This window comes from Ignavibacteriales bacterium, from assembly GCA_026390815.1.
Taxonomy (GTDB): Bacteria; Bacteroidota; Ignavibacteria; order Ignavibacteriales; family SURF-24; genus JAPLFH01.
Genome location: JAPLFH010000053.1, coordinates 1 through 25,178, shown reverse-complemented (window position 1 = coordinate 25,178; position 25,178 = coordinate 1). Strand labels below are relative to the sequence as shown.

The 25,178-nt window shown below is 34.7% G+C and carries 16 protein-coding genes; 11 read left to right on the top strand and 5 right to left on the bottom strand.

The window, feature by feature from the left end; all coding sequences use genetic code 11:
- Positions 1-7: 7 nt before the first annotated feature.
- Positions 8-1,201, bottom strand: a complete 1,194-nt coding sequence (locus NTX22_15935) for a M24 family metallopeptidase (GenBank protein MCX6152016.1) — start codon at positions 1,199-1,201, stop codon at positions 8-10.
- Between the two features lie 240 nt (positions 1,202-1,441).
- Here NTX22_15935 and NTX22_15930 point away from each other — a divergent pair, with 240 nt between their 5' ends.
- The 5 genes from NTX22_15930 (at position 1,442) to NTX22_15910 (ending at position 12,021) form a co-directional block, all read left to right on the top strand.
- A complete protein-coding gene (locus tag NTX22_15930; GenBank protein MCX6152015.1) occupies positions 1,442-1,930 on the top strand; it encodes a hypothetical protein in 489 nt (162 codons plus the stop codon).
- A gap of 14 nt (positions 1,931-1,944) precedes the next feature.
- Positions 1,945-6,009: a PKD domain-containing protein gene (locus NTX22_15925; protein ID MCX6152014.1), complete on the top strand. Its 4,065-nt coding sequence runs from the start codon at positions 1,945-1,947 to the stop codon at positions 6,007-6,009.
- Between the two features lie 233 nt (positions 6,010-6,242).
- Entirely contained in the window at positions 6,243-6,869 is a 627-nt protein-coding gene (locus NTX22_15920; protein ID MCX6152013.1) for an NUDIX hydrolase N-terminal domain-containing protein, read from the top strand.
- A gap of 144 nt (positions 6,870-7,013) precedes the next feature.
- On the top strand, positions 7,014-9,434 hold the full coding sequence (locus NTX22_15915) for a PKD domain-containing protein (GenBank protein ID MCX6152012.1): 2,421 nt from the start codon (positions 7,014-7,016) through the stop codon (positions 9,432-9,434).
- A gap of 187 nt (positions 9,435-9,621) precedes the next feature.
- A complete protein-coding gene (locus NTX22_15910; protein MCX6152011.1) occupies positions 9,622-12,021 on the top strand; it encodes a PKD domain-containing protein in 2,400 nt (799 codons plus the stop codon).
- A 569-nt stretch (positions 12,022-12,590) separates the two neighbouring features.
- Here NTX22_15910 and NTX22_15905 read toward each other — a convergent pair.
- The 4 genes from NTX22_15905 to lepA all read right to left on the bottom strand — a co-directional run bounded on the left by NTX22_15905 (position 12,591) and on the right by lepA (position 16,849).
- On the bottom strand, positions 12,591-12,782 hold the full coding sequence (locus NTX22_15905; protein ID MCX6152010.1) for a hypothetical protein: 192 nt from the start codon (positions 12,780-12,782) through the stop codon (positions 12,591-12,593).
- Positions 12,783-12,962: 180 nt separating this feature from the next.
- Entirely contained in the window at positions 12,963-13,847 is an 885-nt protein-coding gene (lepB, locus tag NTX22_15900) for a signal peptidase I (GenBank protein MCX6152009.1), read from the bottom strand.
- Between the two features lie 161 nt (positions 13,848-14,008).
- Positions 14,009-14,950 carry a signal peptidase I gene (lepB, locus tag NTX22_15895; GenBank protein MCX6152008.1) on the bottom strand — a complete coding sequence of 314 codons (942 nt, stop codon included), beginning with the start codon at positions 14,948-14,950 and terminating at the stop codon, positions 14,009-14,011.
- A 105-nt stretch (positions 14,951-15,055) separates the two neighbouring features.
- Complete coding sequence (gene lepA / locus NTX22_15890; protein MCX6152007.1) at positions 15,056-16,849, bottom strand: translation elongation factor 4; 1,794 nt, start codon at positions 16,847-16,849, stop codon at positions 15,056-15,058.
- 166 nt (positions 16,850-17,015) lie between these two features.
- On the opposite strand from lepA, the gene NTX22_15885 reads away from it, so the two are divergent.
- The 6 genes from NTX22_15885 to NTX22_15860 form a co-directional block, all read left to right on the top strand.
- The gene (locus NTX22_15885; GenBank protein ID MCX6152006.1) at positions 17,016-18,860 is read left to right on the top strand and encodes a PQQ-binding-like beta-propeller repeat protein; all 1,845 of its coding nucleotides are present in this window, start codon (positions 17,016-17,018) and stop codon (positions 18,858-18,860) included.
- Positions 18,861-18,870: 10 nt separating this feature from the next.
- A complete protein-coding gene (locus tag NTX22_15880; GenBank protein ID MCX6152005.1) occupies positions 18,871-19,518 on the top strand; it encodes an HAD-IA family hydrolase in 648 nt (215 codons plus the stop codon).
- Between the two features lie 316 nt (positions 19,519-19,834).
- On the top strand, positions 19,835-20,449 hold the full coding sequence (locus NTX22_15875) for a hypothetical protein (GenBank protein ID MCX6152004.1): 615 nt from the start codon (positions 19,835-19,837) through the stop codon (positions 20,447-20,449).
- 356 nt (positions 20,450-20,805) lie between these two features.
- Complete coding sequence (locus NTX22_15870) at positions 20,806-21,735, top strand: T9SS type A sorting domain-containing protein (protein ID MCX6152003.1); 930 nt, start codon at positions 20,806-20,808, stop codon at positions 21,733-21,735.
- Positions 21,736-21,790: 55 nt separating this feature from the next.
- Positions 21,791-22,711, top strand: coding sequence for a T9SS type A sorting domain-containing protein (locus NTX22_15865; GenBank protein ID MCX6152002.1), 921 nt, complete (start codon positions 21,791-21,793; stop codon positions 22,709-22,711).
- A 56-nt stretch (positions 22,712-22,767) separates the two neighbouring features.
- On the top strand, positions 22,768-25,178 hold a 2,411-nt coding region (locus tag NTX22_15860; GenBank protein MCX6152001.1), incomplete at its 3' end, for a hypothetical protein.

Genomic DNA, 25,178 nt, shown 5'->3' with positions numbered 1-25,178 from the left:
GAAAAATTTACTTTAAAATAGCCACAACTTCCTTTTGCCTTTCACCTCCAGTACAAATTACTCTACCATCCGAAGTAATAAAAACATCAATTTCGCTTCTCACACCAAAATCCTCCAATAAATAAATACCAGGTTCAATGGAAAAGGAAGTTGATGGTAAAATCAGTCTTTCATCTTTAGTTTCGAAGTTATCCATATGAGCTCCACTGCCGTGTGTTTCCGTTGTAATTGAGTGTCCGGTTCTGTGGATGTAAAATTCGCCATAGCCAGCATCTTCAATTACTTTTCTTGCTGCGTCATCCACTTCAAACCCACGAACTTCTTTTCCTTCAGCAAATCTTTCCTTAACCAAATTAAAAGCCGCATCCCTTGCCGTTGAAACAATATCAAAAATATGTTTATACCGATCTGGAACAGAATTACCAAGAAAACCAGTCCATGTTATATCTGCCATTGTTGCTTTTGGAGTGTTCTTCTTAGCCCAAAGATCGATCAGAACAAAATCATCGTGATTAATATTCTTATGTGTTTCTTTATCCGGGGCGTAATGTGGGTTTGCGCTATTTTCATTTACTGCAACTATCGGATCAGAATCTGTTATCATATTTCTCTTTTTAAATTCAGCAAGAATAAATTGTTGAACCGTGTATTCGTTTAATGTTTTTCCTGCAAGAATTTCAGATTTAATAAAGTTGAAAGACAAATTAACAATATCATACAAGGCTTTTGCTGCTACTTTGTTTTCCACGAATTGTTCCTCAGTCCATTGTGCGCCAAACATTGAAATCAAATCGCAACTGCTTTTAATTTCGATTCCAAATGTTCGAAGGTATTCTATTGTTCCCGCATCCACTTTAGAAACGTATGGAATTGCATTCATCGGAGAATATTCCATCGCTACAACTTTTACATTTGAAAGAATTTTTGTAAGAGATTGATGTAATGATGCATGCGATGAGTAAGTAAGTTTATCACCAGGCAGGTGATCCAAATGAAAAGCTTCAATACCATTTAATATTTTTATTGGTGTACCGTTCTTAGGAACAAAGTAAAACAATCTTCTTGTAAGATGAGCATCTGGTGAAATGTTTAATATCTGATGAGCTAAATCGTTAGAACCTCGGAAATCATAAAACAGCCACGCATCAAAATTCATTTTGGTAAGAATGCTCTGGATTTTCTTAAGATCAAATTCTGCCATCTTAAACCTCGTATTGTTAAATAACTCTTGTGAAATATAATGAAAATGAAATATTTAAGTACCGGTTATTATTGGAGAAAACTTTTACAAAATAAACTTGACTTAATATAAAATAAACGTATCTTATAATAAAGGGCACTATTAGAATCAATTCCTGAAAATATATAAAAAAGTAGTTAAGCGGTTTTCTTCTTATCTGATTATTTACGCTGCATTAAAATAAAATAGATTTGTTTTATTATGAAAATAAAAAATTCAATGGAAATGCATCTTAGTCAAACTCTAAATTTTGCTTTAAAAAAGTTGTTATTGCCAAGCATAATTCTGTTCAATATTTCTTCCTGTTGCAGCTCGTCATCCTCCAAACAAGAAGGTACAAATAAAACAAATTCATTTGAGCAGAACCTACTAAAAGAAAATTCATACAAAAATATTGCCCCATCTCAGGCATTTGTTTCAGGAAAAATTAAAGAATTAAATGAAGAAGTTGATGGACTGAACGGCATTTTAGAAATATTTGAAATAATAAGTTACGGTGCAGCAACACAACCTTTGCCAGTCGGTTCTACCATTGAGATTCATTTTTCAAATGATTTGATAAAAACAATAAAAGCAAAAACTGAATTAGAAATTAAAATTAATGGTGAATACAATTTATTGATTCAAAATTATTCCAGGATGAATGAAACTAACAATTCTTATTGGAATGTAATTAAAGTAAATAAATAACAAAGGATAGAAATATGAAAAAAATATACAACCTAAAAACAATTCTATTTGTTTCTTTAACTGCTGCTTCAGTTATTATTTGGTATTCCTTTTCTATGAAAGCAAATATACCATCATTTAAAGAGATGGTTAAAGCATCCGCACCGGAAGAGTTGAATGAAGCAAAGGAAAGGGACGAATATTTCCAGATGCTGCTTAGAGATCCAGCAACTGGAAAAATACCTCCAAGCATAAGAAAACGCGAATTGCAATTTGCAAAACTTATGTCAGAAAAAAACAAATTGAACAAAGTTTTTTCAACGCAATCACTAAATTGGAAGGAAGCAGGTCCCTACGATGTTGGCGGGAGGACACGCGCTCTTGCAGTGGATATTACTAATTCAAATACAATTATTGCCGGCGGTATTTCCGGAGGAATATGGAAATCAACAGACAACGGACAAACCTGGAAAATTAAAAGCACTACCAGCCAGTTGTTAAGTGTTACATCTCTTGCCCAGGATCCACGAGCTGGACATACAGATACCTGGTATTATACAACTGGTGAATTCTCTTCCAATTCAGCTACTGACCAGGGCTTTACTGCATTTTTCTTTGGCAACGGAGTATTTAAATCTACAGATAATGGTGAAAGCTGGAATGTTTTACAAAGTACAACAAGTCCAAATCCAACAGCATGGGATGGTGACTTTGATTATGCTATAAAAGTTGTTGTGCATCCAGTTTCTGGAAATGTGTATGTGGCAGAAAACGGTGCTGGAATTTTTAGATCAAAAGATGGTGGTAATACGTTTACAAATGTTCTTGGTGGAACTAATGAGCATATATTTAGTGATGTTGCGGTATCTTCCGATGGCAAATTAGCGGCAATTATTTCAGTTCCATTCCAAGGAGTTACAGCTAAAGATAATCCGGGTATTTACAAATCAGTTAATGATGGGGACAATTGGACAAACATTACACCAAATAATTTTCCTCAGAGTCATTATCGCAGCGTATTAGCGTTTGCTCCTTCAAATACAAATGTGTTTTATTCTTTTACCAACACTGGCAATGTTGATGCAAAAGGTCGCGAAGATGTGCGGTTTTATAAATTAAATTTTGGTACAGGCGCAGCAGAAGATAGAACTAGCAATCTTCCTGACTTTTCAGCCCAAGGTGGGGTTGCAGAAAAAAATGGTTTTTTAACTACACAGGGTAATTATGATATGGTACTTGCAGTTAAGCCTGATGATGAAAATTTTATTTTGATTGCCGGTACATGTTTATTCAGAACTACAGATGGATTTGCTACAAAACCAACTGATATGAAAAACACCTGGATTGGAGGATATAATACTGTAACTTTTGGTTATCCTAACTTTCATCCAGATATTCATTCATTTGCTTTCGATCCAACCAATCCTAATAAAATGTGGTGGGGTAATGATGGTGGTTTAACTTACACAACAGATGTAAGAAATAATTCCTTTGCCGATTATTTTCCCTGGGAAAAGAAAAATAATGGTTACAATGTAACACAATTTTATATGGTTGCAATACCGGATAAACCAAATGATAATCGCTTAATGGGTGGTGCACAGGATAATGGCAGTCCGTTCTTTACTTTTGATGGTACAACAACAAGTGCCTCTACTGATGTAAGTTCAGGTGATGGTTCTTATGCTTATTTTGGGCAGGACTTTGCTTATACTTCATCTCAAAAAGGTAACGTTGTTAGAGTTACTTATGACAATCTGGGTAAGCCTGATTTTAATTTAGGCTGGTCTTCTATATTACCTAAAAATGCCACTAACCAACTTTTTATTACACCTTTTGTTGTCGATCCTGTTGATGAAAATGTAATGTATTATCCGGCTTCAAATGTATTATGGAGAAATAATCAGCTTGGCAGCATTCCCAATTTTGAACAATCAGGAACAACAGTTGGCTGGTCTCAAATGACAGTTAGTGTTCCCGAAGGATATTTAATTTCAACATTAATGGCTTCCAAAAATCCTGGACACGTTTTATATTATGGATTAAGCAGCCGGCAAGATCCACCTAAAATTTATCGTCTCGAAAATTCAAATACAGCAAATGGACCTGGACAGGAAATATCAGTTCCAAATTCTGCACAAGGAGCGTATGTTCATCATATTGCAGTAAATCCGGATGATGCAAATGAAATTATTGTTGTGTATTCAAATTATAATGTTGTTGGACTTTATCATTCCTCTAACGGTGGGCAAACTTACGAACCCATTGAAGGTAACCTGGAAGGCACACAACAAAACCCGGGACCGTCAATCAGAGCGGCATCAATTTTACCAACTAACAATGGTAACCTTTATTTGGTGGCAACCAGTATTGGTGTTTTTTCAACTTCCCAATTGAACGGTGCAAACACTAACTGGGTGCAGGAAGGAGCAAATGAAATTGGAAATGTAGTAGTTAATTATATCGCTTCCAGAAAGTCTGATGGAAAGATAGTTGCCGCAACACATGGCAGAGGTATGTTTGTTACAAATTCGGGCAGCAGTACGGGAAATGCAGTTGCATCTGTTAACTCACAGCAATTAAATGTAGAAGCAAAGCCAGGACAAAAAGGCTCCACTAATTTTATTTTATCCAACACAGGCACCGCGGATTTGAACTTTAATATTACAGCAAATGGTAGATTGGCTTCTTCATTCAAACCAAATACTGCAATGATTAATGTGCTTGCCAAACCAGTACCTTCGGGATTTAGTTTTTCAAATAATAGCTCTGGTAATAAGCCAGGTTATGTTAATAATGACAGCAGAAAATTCGAATTGAAAAAATCCTCACCTACATCTGGTTTAGGGACTGATATTCTTGTTCTTGATGATGGTAATCAAACATCCGATGATTTTTTTGGTTGGGGTACCGGAAGTAATTTTGCCTGGGTTAATGAATTTGATCTGGGTACAAAAGGATTAACTATGGACAGCTTTGAGTTTTATATGCGCACAGAAACAGCTTTAACAAACGATGTGTATGTGGCAGTTATGGATGACGCATTAGTAAAAATTGCTGAAGGAACTATAACCTTTAATTTATCTTCTCAGGGTGAATGGCTTACAGTTAATCTTAATCCCGCACTAAATTTTACGGCAGGTAAAAAGTTTTACATTTTAGTAGAAACAGATTTCAGTTTTATTGCTTTTCCGGCTGGTGTAGATAAGAATGGACTTGTAACAGGAAAGAGTTTCTATGTAAATGAAGCAGGTACCGCTCTTGTAGATCTTAGTGGAACAAATGGATTTCAGAATGGTGCTTTTCTAATAAGAGCAGTTGGAACATTGGCTGGTGGAGGTGGAAATCAAAATCCTACTGCAATTGCATCTGTTTCTAAAACTACAGCACAGGTTGGCGAATCGATTAATTTTGATGCTTCACAGTCTTTTGATAATGATGGACAAATCGTGCAGTATTCCTGGAATTTTGGTGATCAGACTACAAGCAGTCAAAAAATGGAAACTCATTCCTATAATCAACCGAATGTTTACACATTTACTTTAACTGTAACTGATGACAAAGGAGGGACAGGACAAACCCAGGCACAAATTACAGTAACCGGTGGAGGTAACAGCAAACTAACGGCAATTCCTTCAAGTGGTTCAATTGCACCAGGTGGTTCTATGCGCATCAATATCATTTACGATGCTAATGGAGTACCCGAAGGTAATTATCAGGGACAGGTTATAATTAATAGTAATGGTGGAAATATAACTCTTCCTGTTAGTATTCTTGTTAATGCTAATGCAGTTGGAGTTGATGATGTTGCTGACGCTCCAAAGGAATTTTTCTTAAAACAAAATTTTCCAAATCCATTTAATCCTACAACAATTATAAAATACAGCATTCCACAAGAGCAGCATGTTAAAATTATTGTGTACGATATAAATGGTAAAGAAGTTTCTGAGTTAGTTAATTCTAAGCAATCTGCTGGTACCTATGAGATTGCCTGGGATGGAAAGAATCGTTTTGGTAATTCTGTTTCCAGTGGAGTTTATTTTTATTCAATAAATTCCGGTAGTTTTACACAAACACGTAAAATGGTTTTAATGAGGTAAATCTTTATTATAGATTCCTGATGCTGGATTGGTTATATGGTAAACCACCAGCATCTGGAATTTGGAGTTAACTTACTAAGCTTCTGCTAACCAATTATTCTTAGCTAACTCATCTCCTCCAAGTCTCCGATTCCCTAATTCCCCGTTTCTCCGATTCGTATTTTCGCCGTTTCTTATTTTGAAGTCTCCTAATAAATTATTTTCTTTACAACTAAAATTATCAGGAAAATTATATGATCCCCAAATGGCTTATATGGGCGCGCGAGTTACAGGCAATAGCACAGAACGGTTTAACTTTTTGTCAAAATCAATTTGATGAAGAAAGATATAATTCCATCCGAAAGATTGCAGCAGAGATAATGTCTGCACACACAAGTGTCGATTCTGAAATCATCGAACATTTATTCAGCCAGGAGAAAGGTTATGCCACGCCAAAAATTGATGTTCGCGGAGTAGTATTCAGGGATAATAAAATCCTTCTGGTTAAAGAAATCCTTGATGGAGGTTGGACACTTCCGGGTGGTTGGGCAGATCCTAATGAAACACCATCCCAATCAGTTGAAAGAGAAGTTTTTGAAGAATCTGGATTTAGAGTAAAAGCTAACAAACTGCTGGCATTATATGATCGCGACAAACAAGGGCACTTGCCACCTTATCCATTCCATGTTTTTAAGGCATTTTTCTATTGCGAAATTGTGGGTGGAATAGAAACTGTAAGCAATGAAACAAACGGAGTCGATTTCTATAACTTAAATGAAATTCAAGACCTTACTTTATCAACAGGAAGAATAACCCTCAATCAATTAAAAAGATTTTTTGCTGAGAATGAAACCGACGACTGGCAAACTGAATTTGATTAACACAAATTTCTGTTTTTTACTTCCAACCAATAAAAATTGATGTTGCCAAATATTTATAATTGAAATTATGACACAAATGTGTCATTGTTTTTTCTGAAGATTAAAGCTTATTTTGAAGCGTTAATTATTAAAAGCAGGGAAGTCATGAAAAAAAATATTTTACTAATTGTTGGAGCAATTCTAATATCCTTTTCAAGCTGCAAAAAGAGTAGCGATAATCCAACCGGACCGGAAGAGAATTCAGGCAAAGTTACTGTTGGGGAATCAATCGATTTAAAAACTCAATCTATTGGTTCTACAGGTGGAACAATTAAAGTAGATAAACCTGGAGATAAATTAAATGGAATGGAAATCATTGTTCCAACAAGTGCATTTACACAAACAAAAAATTTCAAAATTAGTTATGCAGAAATAAAGGAGCATAAATTTGGTCCGGACTTTAATCCAATAACACCAATGATTCGAATAGACTATGGTGGCGGTTATGCTGATTCTGTTATGACTTTGAAGCTGCCTGCTACAGTTCCTCCGGGACAATTTGCAATGGGTTTCTATTACAACGAAGAATCAGGTGAGCTGGAAGGCATACCAGTTATTGCAATTAACGACAATGAAATTGTGTTGGCAACCCGGCACTTTTCTGGTAATCATTTAAGCAATGGTAAATCCTTAGGAAAACAATTAAGCAGTAATGGAATTATGGCTCCAAAGACGTATGTTGATATCATCGCCGCTTCAATGCAAACATCAAAGCTCTTCGAACTACAGGAATCTGGATTCCGGCCTGGTATAGATGATTGGGAGTTTGCGAACTACGGATCGTATATTGCGCCAGGCGGTCATTGTACAGGACAAAGCATGACGGCAATGTGGTATTATAATGTTCATAAATTGGGTATGAATGAACCATCACTATATGGGCGCTTCGAAACAATTCCGGGGGACCTTTGGCAGGATAATCCTGGAGGTTTTAGATTTGCATCAGTTGTGTGGAAAGACCAGAACCCAGCAACCCGGCAAGCTTGGCTTGTAAACTTTAATAATATTGGTACTAAAAGATTTTCCCGCGATAGTTTGCATTATCTTGCTTTTGCTTATGCAATTCATCTAACAAAGCAACCTCAGCTAACAGAGATTTGGAATGCTACTGGTGGACATGCGATGATTGTCTACAAGACGAACTTTCGTGTCTTGTCAATTGCTGATCCTAATTTTCCCTCCAGTTATTCACGTCTTATTTCGTTGGGCTCCGATGGAAAGTTTATTCCTTATGAGTCAAAGGCAAACGCTAATGATCCCCCCACGATATACCCGGAAATAAACTATGTAGCAAAGTCCTCTTTATTCTCGTTCGAAAAAATTGGACAACGCTGGACTGAAGTAGAGAATAAAACCATTGGGAATGACTTATTTCCTGCATATCAATTGAAAATAAAAAATGACAATGATAAAGAACTAACTGACCAAATGAATACAGAAAAGGATACATTGAAAGTTTATGGTAATGGTCCTGCTTCAGCATGTATTGGCGGAACGTCTTATCTGTGGGTCCAGGTTTTTAACGATAAGGGGAATAAAATTTCCGTACAGGCAGATGAATTCAAGGGAATACCTGTAATACCATTAAAAGCTGGTTTAAATAAATTAGGACTATATATACAAGGGCGTATTGGCAATGATAAATGGCGTTTTCTGGATTTCAAATGGTTCAACATTTATTATTCGTCTCTTAGAATTGATCCAAATCCAATTGCAGGTAAACCCAATGAAGATGTTACAATCACTGCAAGAACCAATGGCACTGCACCTCAAAACGCCAAGTATGTATGGACTTTCGGTGATGAAACCAGTGAGGTTACAAAGAATAATGATAGTGTTGTAGTTCATAAATTTACTAAAGAAGGTGAATTCTCTGTTGAAGTAAAATTGTATGATAATTCCAATAATAAACTTGTTGGCTCTGCAACTACCACAGCTAAAATTAATAACGTTAACATAATAGACATCTTACATAAATGCACCGCTGCTGATGTTACTTTATACGGAGATCATTTATCATCCACCGGGGCTTCTTTTGGTATGATGATGTATATGGCAAGTAATGCAAATCTTTCTACGGAAATCCCTGTTGTTTGGAACGGGAATACCTTTACCGCAAATGGTACCTTTCTGGATGCAATTTATCAGGGAGCAAAATCGGGCAGCAGAACATTACAATTTACAGGAACAGTATCAAATGATGGAAGAACAATGTTAAGCTTTTCTGCTTCTGTATCAGCAAGCTATGCTTTTTATGACCTAACTACATATACAGAGACAGAACAACTTGCCGGAACCAATATACAACTCGATTCATTTACACAAGACCCTCCATTTGTTCTTAATAGTGTTATTTATAAATTAAAGGGGAGTGGAGTTCAATCGCATATGACCGTAATTTCCGGGACAAAAATTTCTAAAGACAAAGATGGAAAAATTACCGGGGAGAGTTCATATGGTTCCACTTTGTGGAATAGTACTGAATATGAACCTTCCATTGAAGTATCTTTTTCAGATTACTGGTAGCTAAAATGATTTTTATAATTAGTTCTCATTAAAATTTTGGAGGCTGCTAATTGCAGCCTTTTTTTATAAGAGTAATAAAACACAATCAAACTTCTTTGCAAGTTAAAATTGAAATGATGCAATTGCGCTATTGACTTTTAGTAGAAATCTAAATTATTTTTCAGCAGATAAAATAGCAGGGTAAGCCATGAAAAATTATTTTTTTCTAATTCTTGCGGCATTTTTTCTTTTCTTTTCAAGCTGTAAAAAATCTGATAATCCAACCGAACCTGGTGATGGAAATAGCAACAAAATTGAATTAGGTACTTCCGTCGATCTAATAAACCAAGTGGTTAATACAGGTGGTGGAACTATTAAGATTAGCAGAACCGGTGATCCGTTAGATGAAATGGAAATAACAGTTCCACCGAATTCATTTAATGAAAGTAAAACTTTCAGCGTTTCTTATGCAGAAATAAAAACTCACCAGCTCGGACAATATTTTAATCCGATTTCTCCAATGATTAAAATAAAATATGAAGGTGGATATGCCAATTACGGAATAATGGTAAAAATCCCAATCAAATTGCCTAAAGGTCATTTTGCAATGGGATTTTTCTATGATGAAAAAACAGGAAAGCTGGAAGGTTTACCAATTGAGGAACTTGACAGCAATTCAATAAAAATCTCTACAAGACATTTTAATTCTAATAGCACTTCAGCAGCAGGATTGAAAAAAGCCGCAAGTGAAATGAGTTTAGCCAACATCATAATTAGCTCTATTGATGAGGCACAATTAAAATCTTTAGGCGCCATTACTTGTGGTTTTCAACCAGGGTATGACGATTGGGAGTTTATAAATTATGGAAGTTACATTGCAACTGGAGGACAATGTGCCGGGCAAAGTATGACCGCGATGTGGTACTATATTGAACAAAAATTAAAAGGTGAGCCTTCTCTGTTTCATAAATTTGATCTGGTAAATGATAATACAAAACCAAATTTGCTTTGGCAAGATAATCCTAAGGGTTATAAATTTGCTTCGGTTATTCAAAGAGATTTTAATTGGGATGACTGGATTAAAATGCTGATTTACCAGTTTAATCACCCTGATTTAACTCTTAAGGCTTTCGCTTTATCAATGCTTTTAACAAATGAGCCGCAGTTTGTTCTAATAAGACAAAGCCAACCAAATAATGCAGCACATGCTGTAATTTGTTATGAAGTTAATATGAATGATGGTGCACTTTATATTGCAGATCCTAATTTTCCAAATAACAGAATACCAAAAACAGGTGATAAATCAATAAGAAAAATTGAGTACTCAAATGGAAAATTTATTCCATATCCTTCTTCGTTAAATGCTTCTACATCATCAATCAATTTTGATGAGATTGGATATTTTGCTAAAACTGCTTATATAAACTGGTCACAAATAGGTTCGAGATTTAAAGAATTTAAAGATGGCACTATTGGAACAATCCCGCCCTACACTTTTCCTGATTACATACTAAGGCGATCTGCGGATGGAATGCCACTCTATGAGGGAATGATCATTGATAAAGATACTTTAACTATCGATTGTTATTCCGAAGGATGTACAGGCTATATCAATTTTACTAATCATTTACAGTACTTTGAAGTTTATAATGAACTTGGAGATACAATTGCAAAATGTGGGAATGATGGTCATGCCATCTTAAAGTTAAAACCTGGAACGAATAAACTTGGTTTTTATATTGTTGGATATAATGGTAATAAACCAGGTTATCTCGATTTCAAATGGCTTACAATAACCAGTAAAGTATTTTATATTGATCCGCCTAAAATAAATGCTGAACCGGATGAACCTTTAACTTTTTATGCGCGTACTAATGGCAGCGCTCCGAATAATGCAAAGTATGTTTGGACTTTTGGAGACGACACTCCGGATGTAATTAAAATAAATGATAGCACTGTTACCCATACATATACACGAGAAGGTTATTTTTCTATTCAATGTAATTTGTATGATAACACAACCGGGCAATTGGTTTCACTTGCTTTTTCATATGCGGATATTATTATTGGTGATCTTTCTGAACTGCTTAGCTGTACAAAAATGTACATTCATCTCAGGTGTCATTTTAATTGGCTGCCTGAAAAGTGTGTTTCCTGCGGTGGTGATATGGTTTTTCTGAATCAGGCTGATACAATTCCTTCAATGCAGTTAAAATGGTCCGGTACATCATTTACATATAATTATAATTTTGTGTTAGTCTATGGGCAGGATTCATCTTTTTACACTGGATCAATTTCTGGAAAGGTTTCTTCTGATGTAACTGAAGTTGAAAACCTGATAGCAACGCAAACTTATTGGTCGCCCCCGGATTACGAAGTTAAGGATGAACTGGAACTGCAAAATCTTCCCATTGAAAAGATGAGTCTTGATATGGAAAAGTTCTTGCATCAATCGTACTATGCTGCATCTTCTCCATACGTAAAAAGAGTTAAATCAACTATAAGGCAATTTGATAAGGCAACACAGCAGTGGAAAACAAGTGAGGCAACTACAATAGACTGGCAGCAAGCTGAAAGCAATTTGCTTTATTTCCGGTTTGGCAAATAATTTAATGGCAATAAAACGTAAATATGAATTGATATTCGGATGAAACAAACTATAACTTTCTTAACTTTTTGTTTTTATGGTGTTTTACATATATTAAAATCAAGTTGAAGTTAAGAAATTTTATTGACAGCGAAAGTTTGCCAAAACTAAACTCTGGCAAGGTGTTGACCTTGCCAGCCCCAAAAAGAACTTTAATGATTTTTTTAAAACAAAAAAAGAAACAACCTTTTTATTTGTTCCTTTATACCTGAAATTTACCAGTTTTCGGATAAGAACATAGCCAAAGACTACGTTAATTTTTTATGTATTCTATATTTTATTACCTATATACTTCCTTCCTATGACCTATTTTTGTAATAATAATTTTGCTTCGCTTCTCTTCGATAAAAAAAATGATTCTATATTTTCCAATCCTTATTCTGTAAAGATTAGAATTTTTTAACTTCTTTGATTTATATGAATATGGGTTAGTGATTAGATTATCAATGTGTTCTTTTGCAGATAGTTGTACCTGATGCTGTAAATTTCTGAATTCTTTAGCGGCTGAACTTAAAAATTCTACATCAAATTTAATTCGCTTTTTGCTTTGCCCCGAATACTTCATGCTTTAAGTCTTCCCACCTGACTTTCTTTTCATTTTTTCGTGAATAAGAAACAAGAATATCATAGATGTCTTCCCATTTATCGGCGTAAACATCTAAATCCAATAACACCGCTTTTTTCTTACCGTTTTCATCAATTAAATATTGCAAACCTTCCAAAACTTTTCCCTTTTTTAAATTAACACTTACCTTTTTAATAAATCCAGTTGCAATATTTCAAAACTTTTAGAAAGATGCAAGTAATATTCAATAATAATCTTGTCCCGTATTGAGCAGTAACCTGGTAAAACCCGTTTAAACCTTCGAGGTTTTGAGAACCTCGAAGGTTTTTCCAATTAACTACTCTATTAATTTTGCTATTCTATTTAATCTAACCGATTTGAGAAGATCAAAAATATTTGTTAATGCTGGATCCCACGACCAGTAAATGATTGCAGCTTTTCCAATAATTTTATCCCTGGGTACAAATCCCCAGAACCGGCTGTCGGCACTGTTGTCGCGGTTATCTCCCATTGCAAAATAATAATCCTGTTGAATGGTGTATGATTTTACAGCTATTCCATCAATCTTAATAAAATTTCCTTCAACCTGAACTGCAGCTTTTCCATATTCTCTATTAATCAAAGTTCTCCATTGTTCAATGTTGTCTTTGGTAAGATAAATAACATCACCACTTTTAGGAACAACTAACGGTCCATAATTATCAGCATTCCACCCAGAACCTTTTGGAAATATTCTTGCATCGTTAAAAGTTGGTGGTTGAATTCTGGAATCGGTGAATTGGAGTTTTTCAGGTTTAAAAAATTCTTTGCCGTTTACATAAATAATTTTATTTACGATTTTGATTGTATCACCGGGACAAGCCACACATCTTTTTATATAATTCACTTTTTCTTCCGGAAATAATCGATCTCTATCGCCCGGGTATTCAAAAACAATCACATCAGTACGGTGCGGATCTTTGATCGCAGGTAATGTAAAATAGGGAAGTTCTATGTCTGTAAGTGGAATATATCGTGGTGAGGTTGGTCCATAGATAAATTTATTTACCAGAAGAAAATCACCGACAAGCAGCGTATTTTCCATTGAGCCAGTAGGAATTCTAACAGCCTCAATAAAAAAAGTCTTTAAAATGAAAGCGATCAGAATGGCGAAGAAAAGTCCTCTGATAAAACTTTTGATTTTTTCCGTCGGACTTTTTTCGTGTTTAGTTTCTTCTGTCAATTCTGTCTTAGAAATTTAATTTATCAATGCGTGTTTGAATTAAAAATTTTATTTATTAAAATCACCCAACAAATATAACCGTTCAACCAGAGGTTGACGAGTTCAACGGTTTAATATCCGATTCAAATAACAGGTTTTATCGATTAACCGGTATCAATTCATTAGTGTATTAGTTTGGCTATTCTATTCAATCTAACAGAACCGAGAAGATCGAAAAATTGCGACCATGGAATTGATGGATCCCACGACCAATAAAGCATTAAAGCTTCTCCAACTATTTTACTTCTTGGAACAAAACCCCAGAATCTGCTATCCAAACTGTTATCCCGATTATCTCCCATCATAAAATAATAATTATCCTGCAAGGTATAGGATGTAACCGGTTTGCCATCAATTTGGATTTGGTTGCCTTCAACTGTTACAGCATCCTCTTTTTCCAATTCACGATCTATAATTGTTTTCCATTGATCAACATTATCAATGGTTAATTTAATTACATCACCTTTCTTTGGAATGTAAAGCGGACCATAGTTGTCCTCATTCCATGGCGCATCTTTTGGAAAAATTCTTGGGTTAACATATCCAACCGGCATTGGCTGAGGTGTTAGATATTGAATGTGTGGCGGTCGCCAGAATTCTTTGCCATTAACAAACAGAACTTTATCTTTAACCTGAATTGTATCACCAGGTAATCCAACACATCTTTTTACATAGCTGAGAACAACATCCGGTTTATACTGTTCTCTGTCACCGGGGTACTCAAAGACAATAACATCTTTATGCCTTGGTTCGCGGAAAGAAGGTGTTGTGAAATATGGTAACCTAACATCAGTAAATGGAATTGTTCTTGGAGAAGATGAACCATAAATAACTTTGTTTACTAAAACAAAATCACCTACAAGAATTGTAGTTTCCATTGAACCAGTAGGAATCCGTGATGATTCCAGCAGGAAAGTTTTTATTAGCATTGCACCGATAAAAGCAAACAACAACGTTTCAACAAAGTGTTTAGCTTTTTGCTTTGGTGTTTTAACTTCCTTCTGTTTTAATTCTTCTTCAGTTCTAATTCCGAAAAATTTTCTTAATGCTTTTTTCCAGTCCAAAAAATCCTCCATTATTTTTTTCTTTTGCATCTTCTGTAGTTGAAAATCTAACCGCAAAGTCCCGCTAAGCGGGAGCAGAGTAGGCGTAAAGCACGCTAAGTTTAATCAATCTTCAATTTGTAAAACAGCTAAAAACGCTTCCTGTGGAATTTCCACATTGCCAACCTGCTTCATTCGTTTCTTACCTTCCTTCTGTTTCTCAAGCAGTTTTCTCTTTCGAGTAATATCGCCGCCGTAGCATTTAGCCAAAACATTTTTTCTTAATGCTTTTACATTAGCGCGCGAAATTACTTTAGAACCAATCGCTGCTTGAATTGCAACTTCAAACATTTGACGCGGTATCAAATCTTTAAGTTTCGAACAGACTTTTAATCCCCACTCATAAGATTTGATACGATGGACGATGAAGGAAAGTGCGTCAACAGATTCAGCGTTCAGCAGAATATCCAGCTTCACTAAATCAGATTCGCGATATCCAAGAAACTCATAATCGAACGAAGCATAACCGCGGCTCATCGATTTTAATTTATCATAGAAATCAAAAATTATTTCTGCTAAGGGAAACTCATAAGTTAAATCCGCGCGGGTCGGATCAATGTATGTCGTGTTTTTATAAATGCCGCGCTTATCCATAGAAAGCTTCATCAAATTGCCAACATACTCGCTGGGACAAACAATCTGCGCTTTAACATACGGTTCTTCTATTCGTTCAATCTGCCCAACCTCCGGCATTTCCGCAGGATTATCAACAATCTTTAAATCGCCATTCTTCAAATAAACCCGGTACTCAACGTTTGGAAGAGTGTTTATAATTGATTGATCATATTCCCGCTCAAGTCTTTCCTGAACAATTTCCATATGAAGCATACCAAGGAAACCACAGCGGAAACCAAATCCCAATGCAGCAGAAGTTTCCGGCGAATAAACTAAAGCAGAATCGTTTAATCTGAATTTATCAAGTGCATCTCGTAAATCTTCGTAATCATCGGCATCAGTTGGATAAAGACCGCTGTAAACCATCGGCTTAACTTCTTTGTAGCCAGGCAGCGGATGTTCAGCACCATTCCGGGCAAGTGTAATTGTATCACCAACTTTAGTTTCGTGAACGTCTTTGATGCCGGCAATTACATAACCAACATCTCCGGCAACCAATTCCTTCGTTTTGATTCTTTTCATTCCAAGGATACCAATCTCCTCGGCAAGAACAGTTTTATCATTTACAAAAAATCTTATTTGATCTTTTTCTTTTAGAATCCCGTGGAAAATTCTTACATAAGCAACTGCGCCACGATAGGCATCAAAGATAGAATCAAATACCAACGCCTGCAGCGGCTCTTCAATTTCACCTTTTGGATGCGGGATTCTTTTTACAATAGCTTCAAGAATTTCTTCAATCCCAATGCGTGTTTTTGCGCTCGCAAGCAAAATGCTACTATCTTCGCATCCGATAAGATCAATAATTTGTCCTTTAACTGTATCCACCATTGCACTTGGTAAATCAATTTTGTTGATGACCGGGATTATTTCTAATCCGGCTTCAATGGCAAGATAAAGGTTGCTGATTGTTTGTGCTTCAACTCCCTGCGCCGCATCTACGACTAACAGAGCTCCTTCGCAAGCTGCGAGCGAGCGCGAAACTTCGTAAGAAAAATCAACGTGTCCCGGTGTGTCAATCAGGTTCAAAGTATATTCTCTCCCATCGTTTGCTTTGTATTTCATCTGGATTGCGTGCGATTTAATAGTAATACCCCGCTCACGTTCCAAATCAAGGTCATCAAGCACCTGGGAAACTAACTCTCTTTCCGAAATTGTACCGGTTCTGGCAAGAAGGCAATCGGCTATAGTAGATTTACCGTGATCTATATGTGCAATAATGCAAAAATTCCGTAAGTGATCCATCAATTCCTGTTATTTTAACCAATCAAAATATACCGATAGGTGCTTCTAATTTCAATGAAGAATGAGAATATAAAACTTTTGTTATTTAACAATTGGAAGGATAAAAAGTTCTAATAAGAATTACAGTATCATTTTTCTTAAATTTGTAAAAAGCATTTAAGAAAACATGAAAAAAATTATCTCAACATTTTACATTCTATTCCTTCTTAGCATCCAGTTATTTGCCCAGTCTTTCAAGTTTGGCTGGATTACTGATCTTCACATCGGCTATCCTAAAGCTGATTTTGATTTGATTACAATCGTTCGCGACATCAACAAGAGAACAGATCTGAAATTTGTTATTGCCACCGGCGATATTAGCGAGAAAGGTAGAAATGAAGAACTTGAATTAGCTAAAAAGATTCTCGATAGTCTCAAAGTAAAATATTATATCGTTCCCGGCAACCACGATACCAAATGGAGCGAATCGGCATGTACAAAATTTACCGATCTGTGGAAAGAAGATAAATTTGAATTTGATTTTGAAAATATAAAGTTCATCGGTCTTTGCAGCGGTATTCCATGGCGCGGTGGAGGCGGACATATTTCTGCTGAAGATTTGCTATGGCTGGATCAGGTTTTATCAAAGACAAATGCACAACAGGAAATTATTTTAGTTCTTCATCATCAACTTGATTCTGAAACTGATAACTGGTTTGAAGTTACTAACCGATTAAGAAACAAAAATGTAGCTGCAATATTAGTCGGACACGGACACGCTAACAAACTTTATAACTTTAATGGAATTGCTGGAGCCATGGGACGTTCTGCACTAAATCGCGGTGGAAGCTGGGGATACACTCAGGTTGAAAACAGAATAGATACAATTGCTTTTTCCGAAATCAATAAAGACAGCATACCAAAACTTTGGGGAAGTGTTAGCAAAATAAATAAGAAAATAATTCCTGAGATCGATTCTATTCAATTTCAAAATTACAACTCAGAGCTTTTGTGGCGCAAGGAATTGAAAAGAACTTATGTTGCTTCTCCTTTGATCTGGAATGACAAAATATATATTGCATCCAGAAGCGGAATAGTCTCTTGTTTTAATCTGAATGGAAAATTGATTTGGGAGTACGATACTTACGCACCGGTTTTCAGTCGCCCTGTAATTGATGATGGTGTTCTTGCAGTTGGAAATGTAAGAGGAGATTTAATTACACTTGATGCAGCAACGGGTGAGCAAATACAAACTATTGGTCTTGGTGAACCGATTACATCTCAGTTAATTACATTCAATTACCTGGGAAAAAAATTGTTGATGACCGGACAGAAACCGAAAACTGTAATTGTAATTGGAACTTCTTCTGGGAAATTACTTTGCTATGATCTTAATTCATTAGAGCCGATCTGGGAAAATAAAAATTGTACCGGTATGAGTGAAACTCAACCGCTCTATGTTAATAATAAAATTGTTTTTGGAAGCTGGGATAATTATCTCTACTGCATCGATGCGAACTCCGGTGTGATGAATTGGAAATGGACTGATAACAAAAATTTCTATTACTCTCCCGCAGCTTGTATTCCAGTTAGCGATGGAAAGAATGTTTACGTTACAGGTCCGGACAAATATGTATCGGCTGTTGATCTTCTTTTGGGTAGAACTGTATGGAGAAAAAGCAATTTAAATAGTTGGGAGGCAATTGGGATAACTAAAGACAAATCTAATCTGTTAATCAAAAGTTTCAAGGATAAATTTTTTATAGTTTCTGCAAAAGATGGAAAGATTATTAAAGAAATTGACTTGAAGTTTGGTGAAGATACAATGCCTTCTACTCTTTATGATGCCGATGGACAGATTGTTTTCGGATCAGAAAAAGGAATTGTTTATTCTATCAACAAAGATTACAGTTACAAACAAGTATTATTTTTGGGGACAGCAAGGATACTTTCAGTTCTGCAAATAAAAGAAAATGTTTTTGCCGCCTTGAATATGGATGGTAACATATCGGTGTTTAAATTAAATAATTAGAAAGAGATTTATGCGAAACTTTGATGGAATCTTGTTCGACATTGATGGAACGCTTACATCAACAAATGAGTTGATATTTAATTCGTTCAACTATGTAACTGAAAAATATATCAACAGGATCTTTTCACCAGAGGAGCTAGTCGAATTCTTTGGTCCGACTGAAGAAGTAATTTTAAAAGAACTAACTGGTGAAAATTATGAAAATGCACGCAAGGATTACTTCGATTATTATAACAGCCATCATATAAAACTTGCCGGTCTTTATCCAGGAATTAAAGAAATTCTTAAAATGATTAAAACTTCGAACATCCCATTAGGTGTATTTACAGGAAAGGGAAGGGAAGCTGCTACAATTACGCTAAAGCTGCTGCACATTTATGATTATTTTGATTTAATAATTACAGGTGATGATGTTGTAAACCATAAACCTGATCCTGAAGGTATCTTAAAATTTGTTGATGAATTTCATCTTGAAAAGGAAAGAATTTTATTAATAGGTGATGCACCTGCAGATATTAAAGCTGCTCATTCTGCAGGAATAAAAATAGCTTCTGTTGTTTGGGATAGTTACGCAAAAGATGAAGTGCTTGAAGGAGACAGCGATTTTATTTTTACAACAGTTGAAGAGTTGAAAGAATTTGTAATCTTAAATATTTGAATAACTTATTCTTACGCAAAAGTTAAAGTTCAGTCTTAATCTTGCTCTTACTCTTACTGCAAAGGTTGAGAGTATTTTATTGTCGGTAAAATTTTATTTCACCCTTGCATGTTTTATTTTTTAAATCTAACTTGTTTCCAGAAAATTGTTCTGTACAAATTACATTGTCTTTATTATATAAACGTGGGATATATATGAAAGATTATATAAATAGATTTTCTAACTGGGGAATAACCTCTGTATTATTCCAATTCCTTACGTCTTCTTTTCCTTATTAAAAAATAATTAATAAATATTTTTAACAATTGAGGAGTAAATGAAAATGGATTACATTCCAACAAAAGACGGCAGTCTTGATGCACACGAACTAACATTCGTTACAAAGCTACCGGGCATAACTACATTACTGGGTATAACAGCAGAAGAAACAAATAATACTTTAGCCATTATAGCCAGCCACAGAACTGCTTATGCTGATATGAACTTAAAGAAAGCAGAAAGCAAAGCTACAGTTGAAAATAACGCTGCAAAAAAAGCCCTTGCCGTTGCAGAAATAAGGCGGATTGCACAGAAAATAAAATCCTCTAACGGCTACACAGAAGCAATGGGACTTGAGTTAGGTATTATAGGAACCGAAGAAGCGCCGGACGATTTAGAAACAATTAAACCAACACTTAAAGGTAAAATTGTAGGCGGTAATATTGTAATTAGTTTTGATAAACAAAAAATGAATGGAGTAAAGATCTATTCAAAAAGAGGAAGCGAACCTGATTTTACTTTTCTTGCGGTTGATACTTCATCACCGTATGAAGACAATAGGGCAAAACTAAATGCTGCATTACCTGAAGAAAGGCAGTATTATGCATACTATCTTTGCGATGATCAGCAGGTCGGGCAGCAGTCGGATATGTTAAAAATTGTTGCACCGTAATTATTTGCTCATAAACTAACGGATTAATTAAACCGTGAGTAATATATTATATCCTGCAACAACATTTTATTTTAGTAATTATCTGTTGATAATATACGAAAAGCAATACTCTACGTTTTAAAATTCTTAAGTAAAATGGTAGTAAAATAAACTGCAAATTTTTGAAGTTCAATAACAGAGTTAGAAAAAAATATTTTCAGAAATTTTTCCTATAACATTGTAATTCCGGGTATCAGTATTAATAGTAGATTTTATCTCGTTTGTAAAATATTGCGAATGAAATCAGTATTTTAAATTTTATATAAAAAAAACTATTAATAACCGACTGTAGTGACACAAGTATTGAGAGGTAAACATTGAAAAAATATTTGATCCTTTTTATTTTCACAGCAAACTTTAATTCAATTTTTAGCCAATTGGATACCGCAATATGTTATCCTTTGCAAGTAGGTGATTTTTGGGAATACCAAGGATATGATTTTTATACTAATGCGTTAGAAACAAAGTATAGATGGGTAGTTTATGATACTACAATGGCTAATAATAAAAACTATTTTGCTGTTGTCAGATCGCATAAGAGATATATTTGGGATAGAGATACCATATTTCAACGTGTGGAAAATAATCGATATGTTTATCAATACATCTGGTATTGCGATACTAATGATTATGAAGAACTATTCTATGATTTTGGCGCTAAGGATTCTTCGTTTTGGGATTTATATTGTTTATTTGACAGTCAAAATGAAAACTATTTTTCAGGTGTCCAAGAAACTTTATACCAATATTATCCTCTATTTTCTATTCCAATTCAGACAAAATTATTTACAAATGTAGTAATTGGCGATTTTTGGAATGAGGGCATTATTGACACACAATGGAATACAATAACAGGTTGGGGTTCTATCTGGATTGCAAGAGGTGTGGGATTGCTTGAAGAATTAGCAGAATTAGCGCCGAACTGGTACCTTGCAGGAGCCATAATAAACAATAATAGATATGATATTATTACAGCTATTAAAGATAATCATAAACAAAATAGTTATAATGACCATGAAATATTAGCATACCCTAATCCATTCAACCCGGTTACAAATATAGAATGTTACTTACCAGATTATTCTTTTGTAAAACTTGTAATATATAATTCCATAGGTGAAAAAGTGAGTGAGATTGTAAATGAAAATCAATTTAACGGGAAACATAAAGTAGTATTTGATGCCAGCGAACTATCTTCAGGGTTATATTTTTATGCACTAATTACGGATAAAAACAGAATTACATAAAAAATGAATTTAATTAAATAGCACATTATGAATGCTTAATAAAAGAGCAATGAAAATGAAAATAATATTTCTTACTAGTTTAATATTTTTATTTCCCATAGCATTAGTTGCTCAGTTAGTAACTCATGTTGCGCCATTAAAAGTAGGGAACTCCTGGACCTATAGAGGTGCAAGTTTTGGATCGCCAGATCCAGATGAGTCCGTTCGCTATACTGTAATCGATAGTTTAACTGAAATAAATGGTAAAAAATATTTTCGAGTTGAATTGAATTACAAACCTCTTCCTTATAAAATAACCAATCAATCTATATTGGACGAAACAGGACAGCTTTATACCGTTACTAAGGATAGTTTTTACGCATACTATTATCCAAATTCTTATGAATATCCTGATTCACTTTTTAGATATTTTAAAACAAATATTAAGTATGGTGATTCCTGGGGGCAAATAATAAATGGTGATGTCTATTATATAAGCACTGTTATAGATACATTCACTGCTAATGTTTTTGGTACAAATGTAATTGTATTCCATATAGGTAAAAAAGATACTAATAACTTTATACAGAGTTCGGAGTTATGGACAAAAGAATTCGGTATGATTCGAGGATCTTTTGAAGAATTTATGGATTACTTATGGGGTTGTGTTATTGATGGTGTTGTTTATGGTGATACTACATTTACATCAGTTGAAAATAAAAACAATCTTCCTGCTGAAATATATTTATTACAAAACTACCCCAATCCATTCAACCCGGTTACAAATATAGAATATTACTTACCAGATTATTCTTTTGTAAAACTTATAATATATAATTCGATAGGCGAAAAAGTGAGTGAGATTGTAAATGAAAATCAAGTTAACGGGAAACATAAAGTAGTATTTGATGCAGGCAAACTATCTTCAGGGTTATATTTTTATACACTTATTACGGATAAAAACAGAATTACAAGAAAAATGATCCTAATAAAATAAGCGTCATAGGTGCTAATATAAAATAAATACACAAAAACTATTTTTCGGAGGGAAAAATGAAATTCATATGTTTACTAATTGTAGCACTTCTTATTAATTTTCAAAATATTTTTAGTCAAAATTATCAAACTCCTAGCTGTGATATGATTGATAATAATGAATCAACATTATCAAGAACTATGGCTTTAGCAGGAAGCAGCGGGGCATATAAACCTGCAAAAAACAGTGCGGGTGAATATTTTAGAGTTTTGATTGCATTTGCGCAGTTTGATTCTGATGTTGAACCAAATCCCGTTTGGCCTTTAAACCAATTACCAACATGGGCAAATAGTTTTATAGATAATACTGTTCTTTCTACATATAGTGACGAGACCCTATCAGATTTTTTCGATGAGGCATCTCACGGAAGTTTTGATTTCATTGGAGATATATATCCAAACCTAGTTCATATAACCAGTGATAAGAGTTATGGGGAGGCAAATCTGGATGTTATTACCGAATTAAATATAAATATAACAGATTTTTCAAGATATGATAACTGGGATTTAACAGGAAGCAGCTATATATTTTCTGAAGGGAGTGGAGACGGTTATTTAGACATGCTTATAATTATATATAGGCGTAAACATTCGACTCTCGGGCTTTCGGGTGGGATATCAACACTAAATTTAGCAAGTGATTTTACAACGCATGATGGAAAAGTAATTAAAGGTGGTTATTATCCATCAAAAGAAAGAGGAGGAATAACATCAGTTAATAAATTTTCACCAAAGTTTGATTATATAACTCATATTGCTCACGAATTTGGGCACTATCTCTTTGGAGTAAATCATACCATTCAGGGGGGTTTAATGGCAGGAACGCAATCTAACGAAATGCCAAGTTATTATGGGAGTACCTATATGATGAGTGGTTGGGAAAGAGAATGGTTAAGATATACTAATTATATTGTTCCAACAACAGATGGTCAAGAAATAACTATAGGCGATTTTGTTGAAACCGGTGATGTAATAAAAATACCTATTCCATTTAATAACCCTACTTCATCAACTTTCTTTGTTATAGAAAATCATCAAAGATTAAGTAAGTATGACCAAATAAATAAAGGTGGCGAATTCGAAGGTAATTATAATTTTACTACTGTTGGCAGCGGAATTTATATCTGGCTTATTACAAACGGCAATAACTGGGTCCCATCCGTCGATATAAAAACTGCAGATGGTTCTTGGGATTGGGCTTTAGATGGAACTATTAGTATGCCTTCTGGCTGGCCAGCTACTATGCCGTTAGCCAAAAGAACTGCGGTAAATAGAAACACAGGGAAAAGTGATAGAAATGTGCTAAATATTTATTGGAACGGTCAGTGGTGGGATAAATGGCATGAGAATATTAATCCGAATATATCTAGCCCACCAACAAGTAACTATATTCTAAATAGAGATGTCTTTGGAGATGGTACAGATGCTTTTAATTTAGCTTATAATCAACTATTTACCCCATGGAGTAATCCAAGTTCCTATGCTGGTGGTACTTCAAACATTTCCCTGGAACTTATAAGTAATAATGCAGGTATGTATAATGTAAAGGTGTACTCTACAGATGCTTCTGCACTAGCATTACCACCATCAAAACCACAAGATTTTTTTGCATCATATAATTCCTCAAACCAAACAGTATTAACTTGGGCTGGCAATACAGAAACAGATTTAGCTAGTTATAAAATCTACAGGGCAAAAACGACCGGGGGTGTTCCCAGTACATATCAATATTTGGCAACCGTTGCTGGGACTACAACAACCTATACAGATACAACGTTTATTGGGGATCAGGCTTATAAAGTATTTTATAAAATAACTGCTGTAGATAATACAAACAAAGAATCGATTCAATCAGATTATAGTTTTATAAATTATCTCTCTGCGAATATAACGACAAGTACAAGCATTTGCGGAAATATTATTGCTTACAATGATATTAATATTCCAAGCGGAGTAACACTTACAATAATTACCAATACAACAAATCCCATTGCAAAGTTGAATTTACTGAATAATTCTGTCCTGAATGTTTACGGACAGTTAACATCAACAACAACATGGAACCCAAACAAGGTCATTTTTGATTTTCAGTCACCATTTATTTCTGAACAAAAAATAAATGGAATAAGGCTATATCCCGGTTCATTCTTTTATGTTTATGCTGCTCATTTCAAGAATGCGTATTGTGGAATAATTTGTAAAGATTGTTCACCCTACCAAGGCAATTTTCTTTATACTAATTGTTTCTTTGAAAATATGGAGGTAATAGGAGGAAGTATTACCAGCACTTATTTACAAGGTCATTATTTAGTTGAAGAAAATTTAATTGTTGCCGGAAATGATTTAACAATAGATCCACCTTCTTATTTTCTTTTTCTAAATGGATCTTCTCTTATTAGCAACGGAGAATTATATATCAATGGAGGTGA

What these genes read in the sequence shown, in the direction of transcription:
- NTX22_15880 (MCX6152005.1), top strand. Translation starts at nt 18,871, where the DNA reads ATGCGAAACTTTGATGGAATCTTGTTCGACATTGATGGAACGCTTACA.
- NTX22_15920 (MCX6152013.1), top strand. Translation starts at nt 6,243, where the DNA reads ATGATCCCCAAATGGCTTATATGGGCGCGCGAGTTACAGGCAATAGCA.
- NTX22_15875 (MCX6152004.1), top strand. Translation starts at nt 19,835, where the DNA reads ATGAAAATGGATTACATTCCAACAAAAGACGGCAGTCTTGATGCACAC.
- NTX22_15885 (MCX6152006.1), top strand. Translation starts at nt 17,016, where the DNA reads ATGAAAAAAATTATCTCAACATTTTACATTCTATTCCTTCTTAGCATC.
- NTX22_15930 (MCX6152015.1), top strand. Translation starts at nt 1,442, where the DNA reads ATGAAAATAAAAAATTCAATGGAAATGCATCTTAGTCAAACTCTAAAT.
- NTX22_15925 (MCX6152014.1), top strand. Translation starts at nt 1,945, where the DNA reads ATGAAAAAAATATACAACCTAAAAACAATTCTATTTGTTTCTTTAACT.
- NTX22_15915 (MCX6152012.1), top strand. Translation starts at nt 7,014, where the DNA reads ATGAAAAAAAATATTTTACTAATTGTTGGAGCAATTCTAATATCCTTT.
- lepA (MCX6152007.1), bottom strand. Translation starts at nt 16,849, where the DNA reads ATGGATCACTTACGGAATTTTTGCATTATTGCACATATAGATCACGGT.
- NTX22_15865 (MCX6152002.1), top strand. Translation starts at nt 21,791, where the DNA reads ATGAAAATAATATTTCTTACTAGTTTAATATTTTTATTTCCCATAGCA.
- NTX22_15910 (MCX6152011.1), top strand. Translation starts at nt 9,622, where the DNA reads ATGAAAAATTATTTTTTTCTAATTCTTGCGGCATTTTTTCTTTTCTTT.
- NTX22_15935 (MCX6152016.1), bottom strand. Translation starts at nt 1,201, where the DNA reads ATGGCAGAATTTGATCTTAAGAAAATCCAGAGCATTCTTACCAAAATG.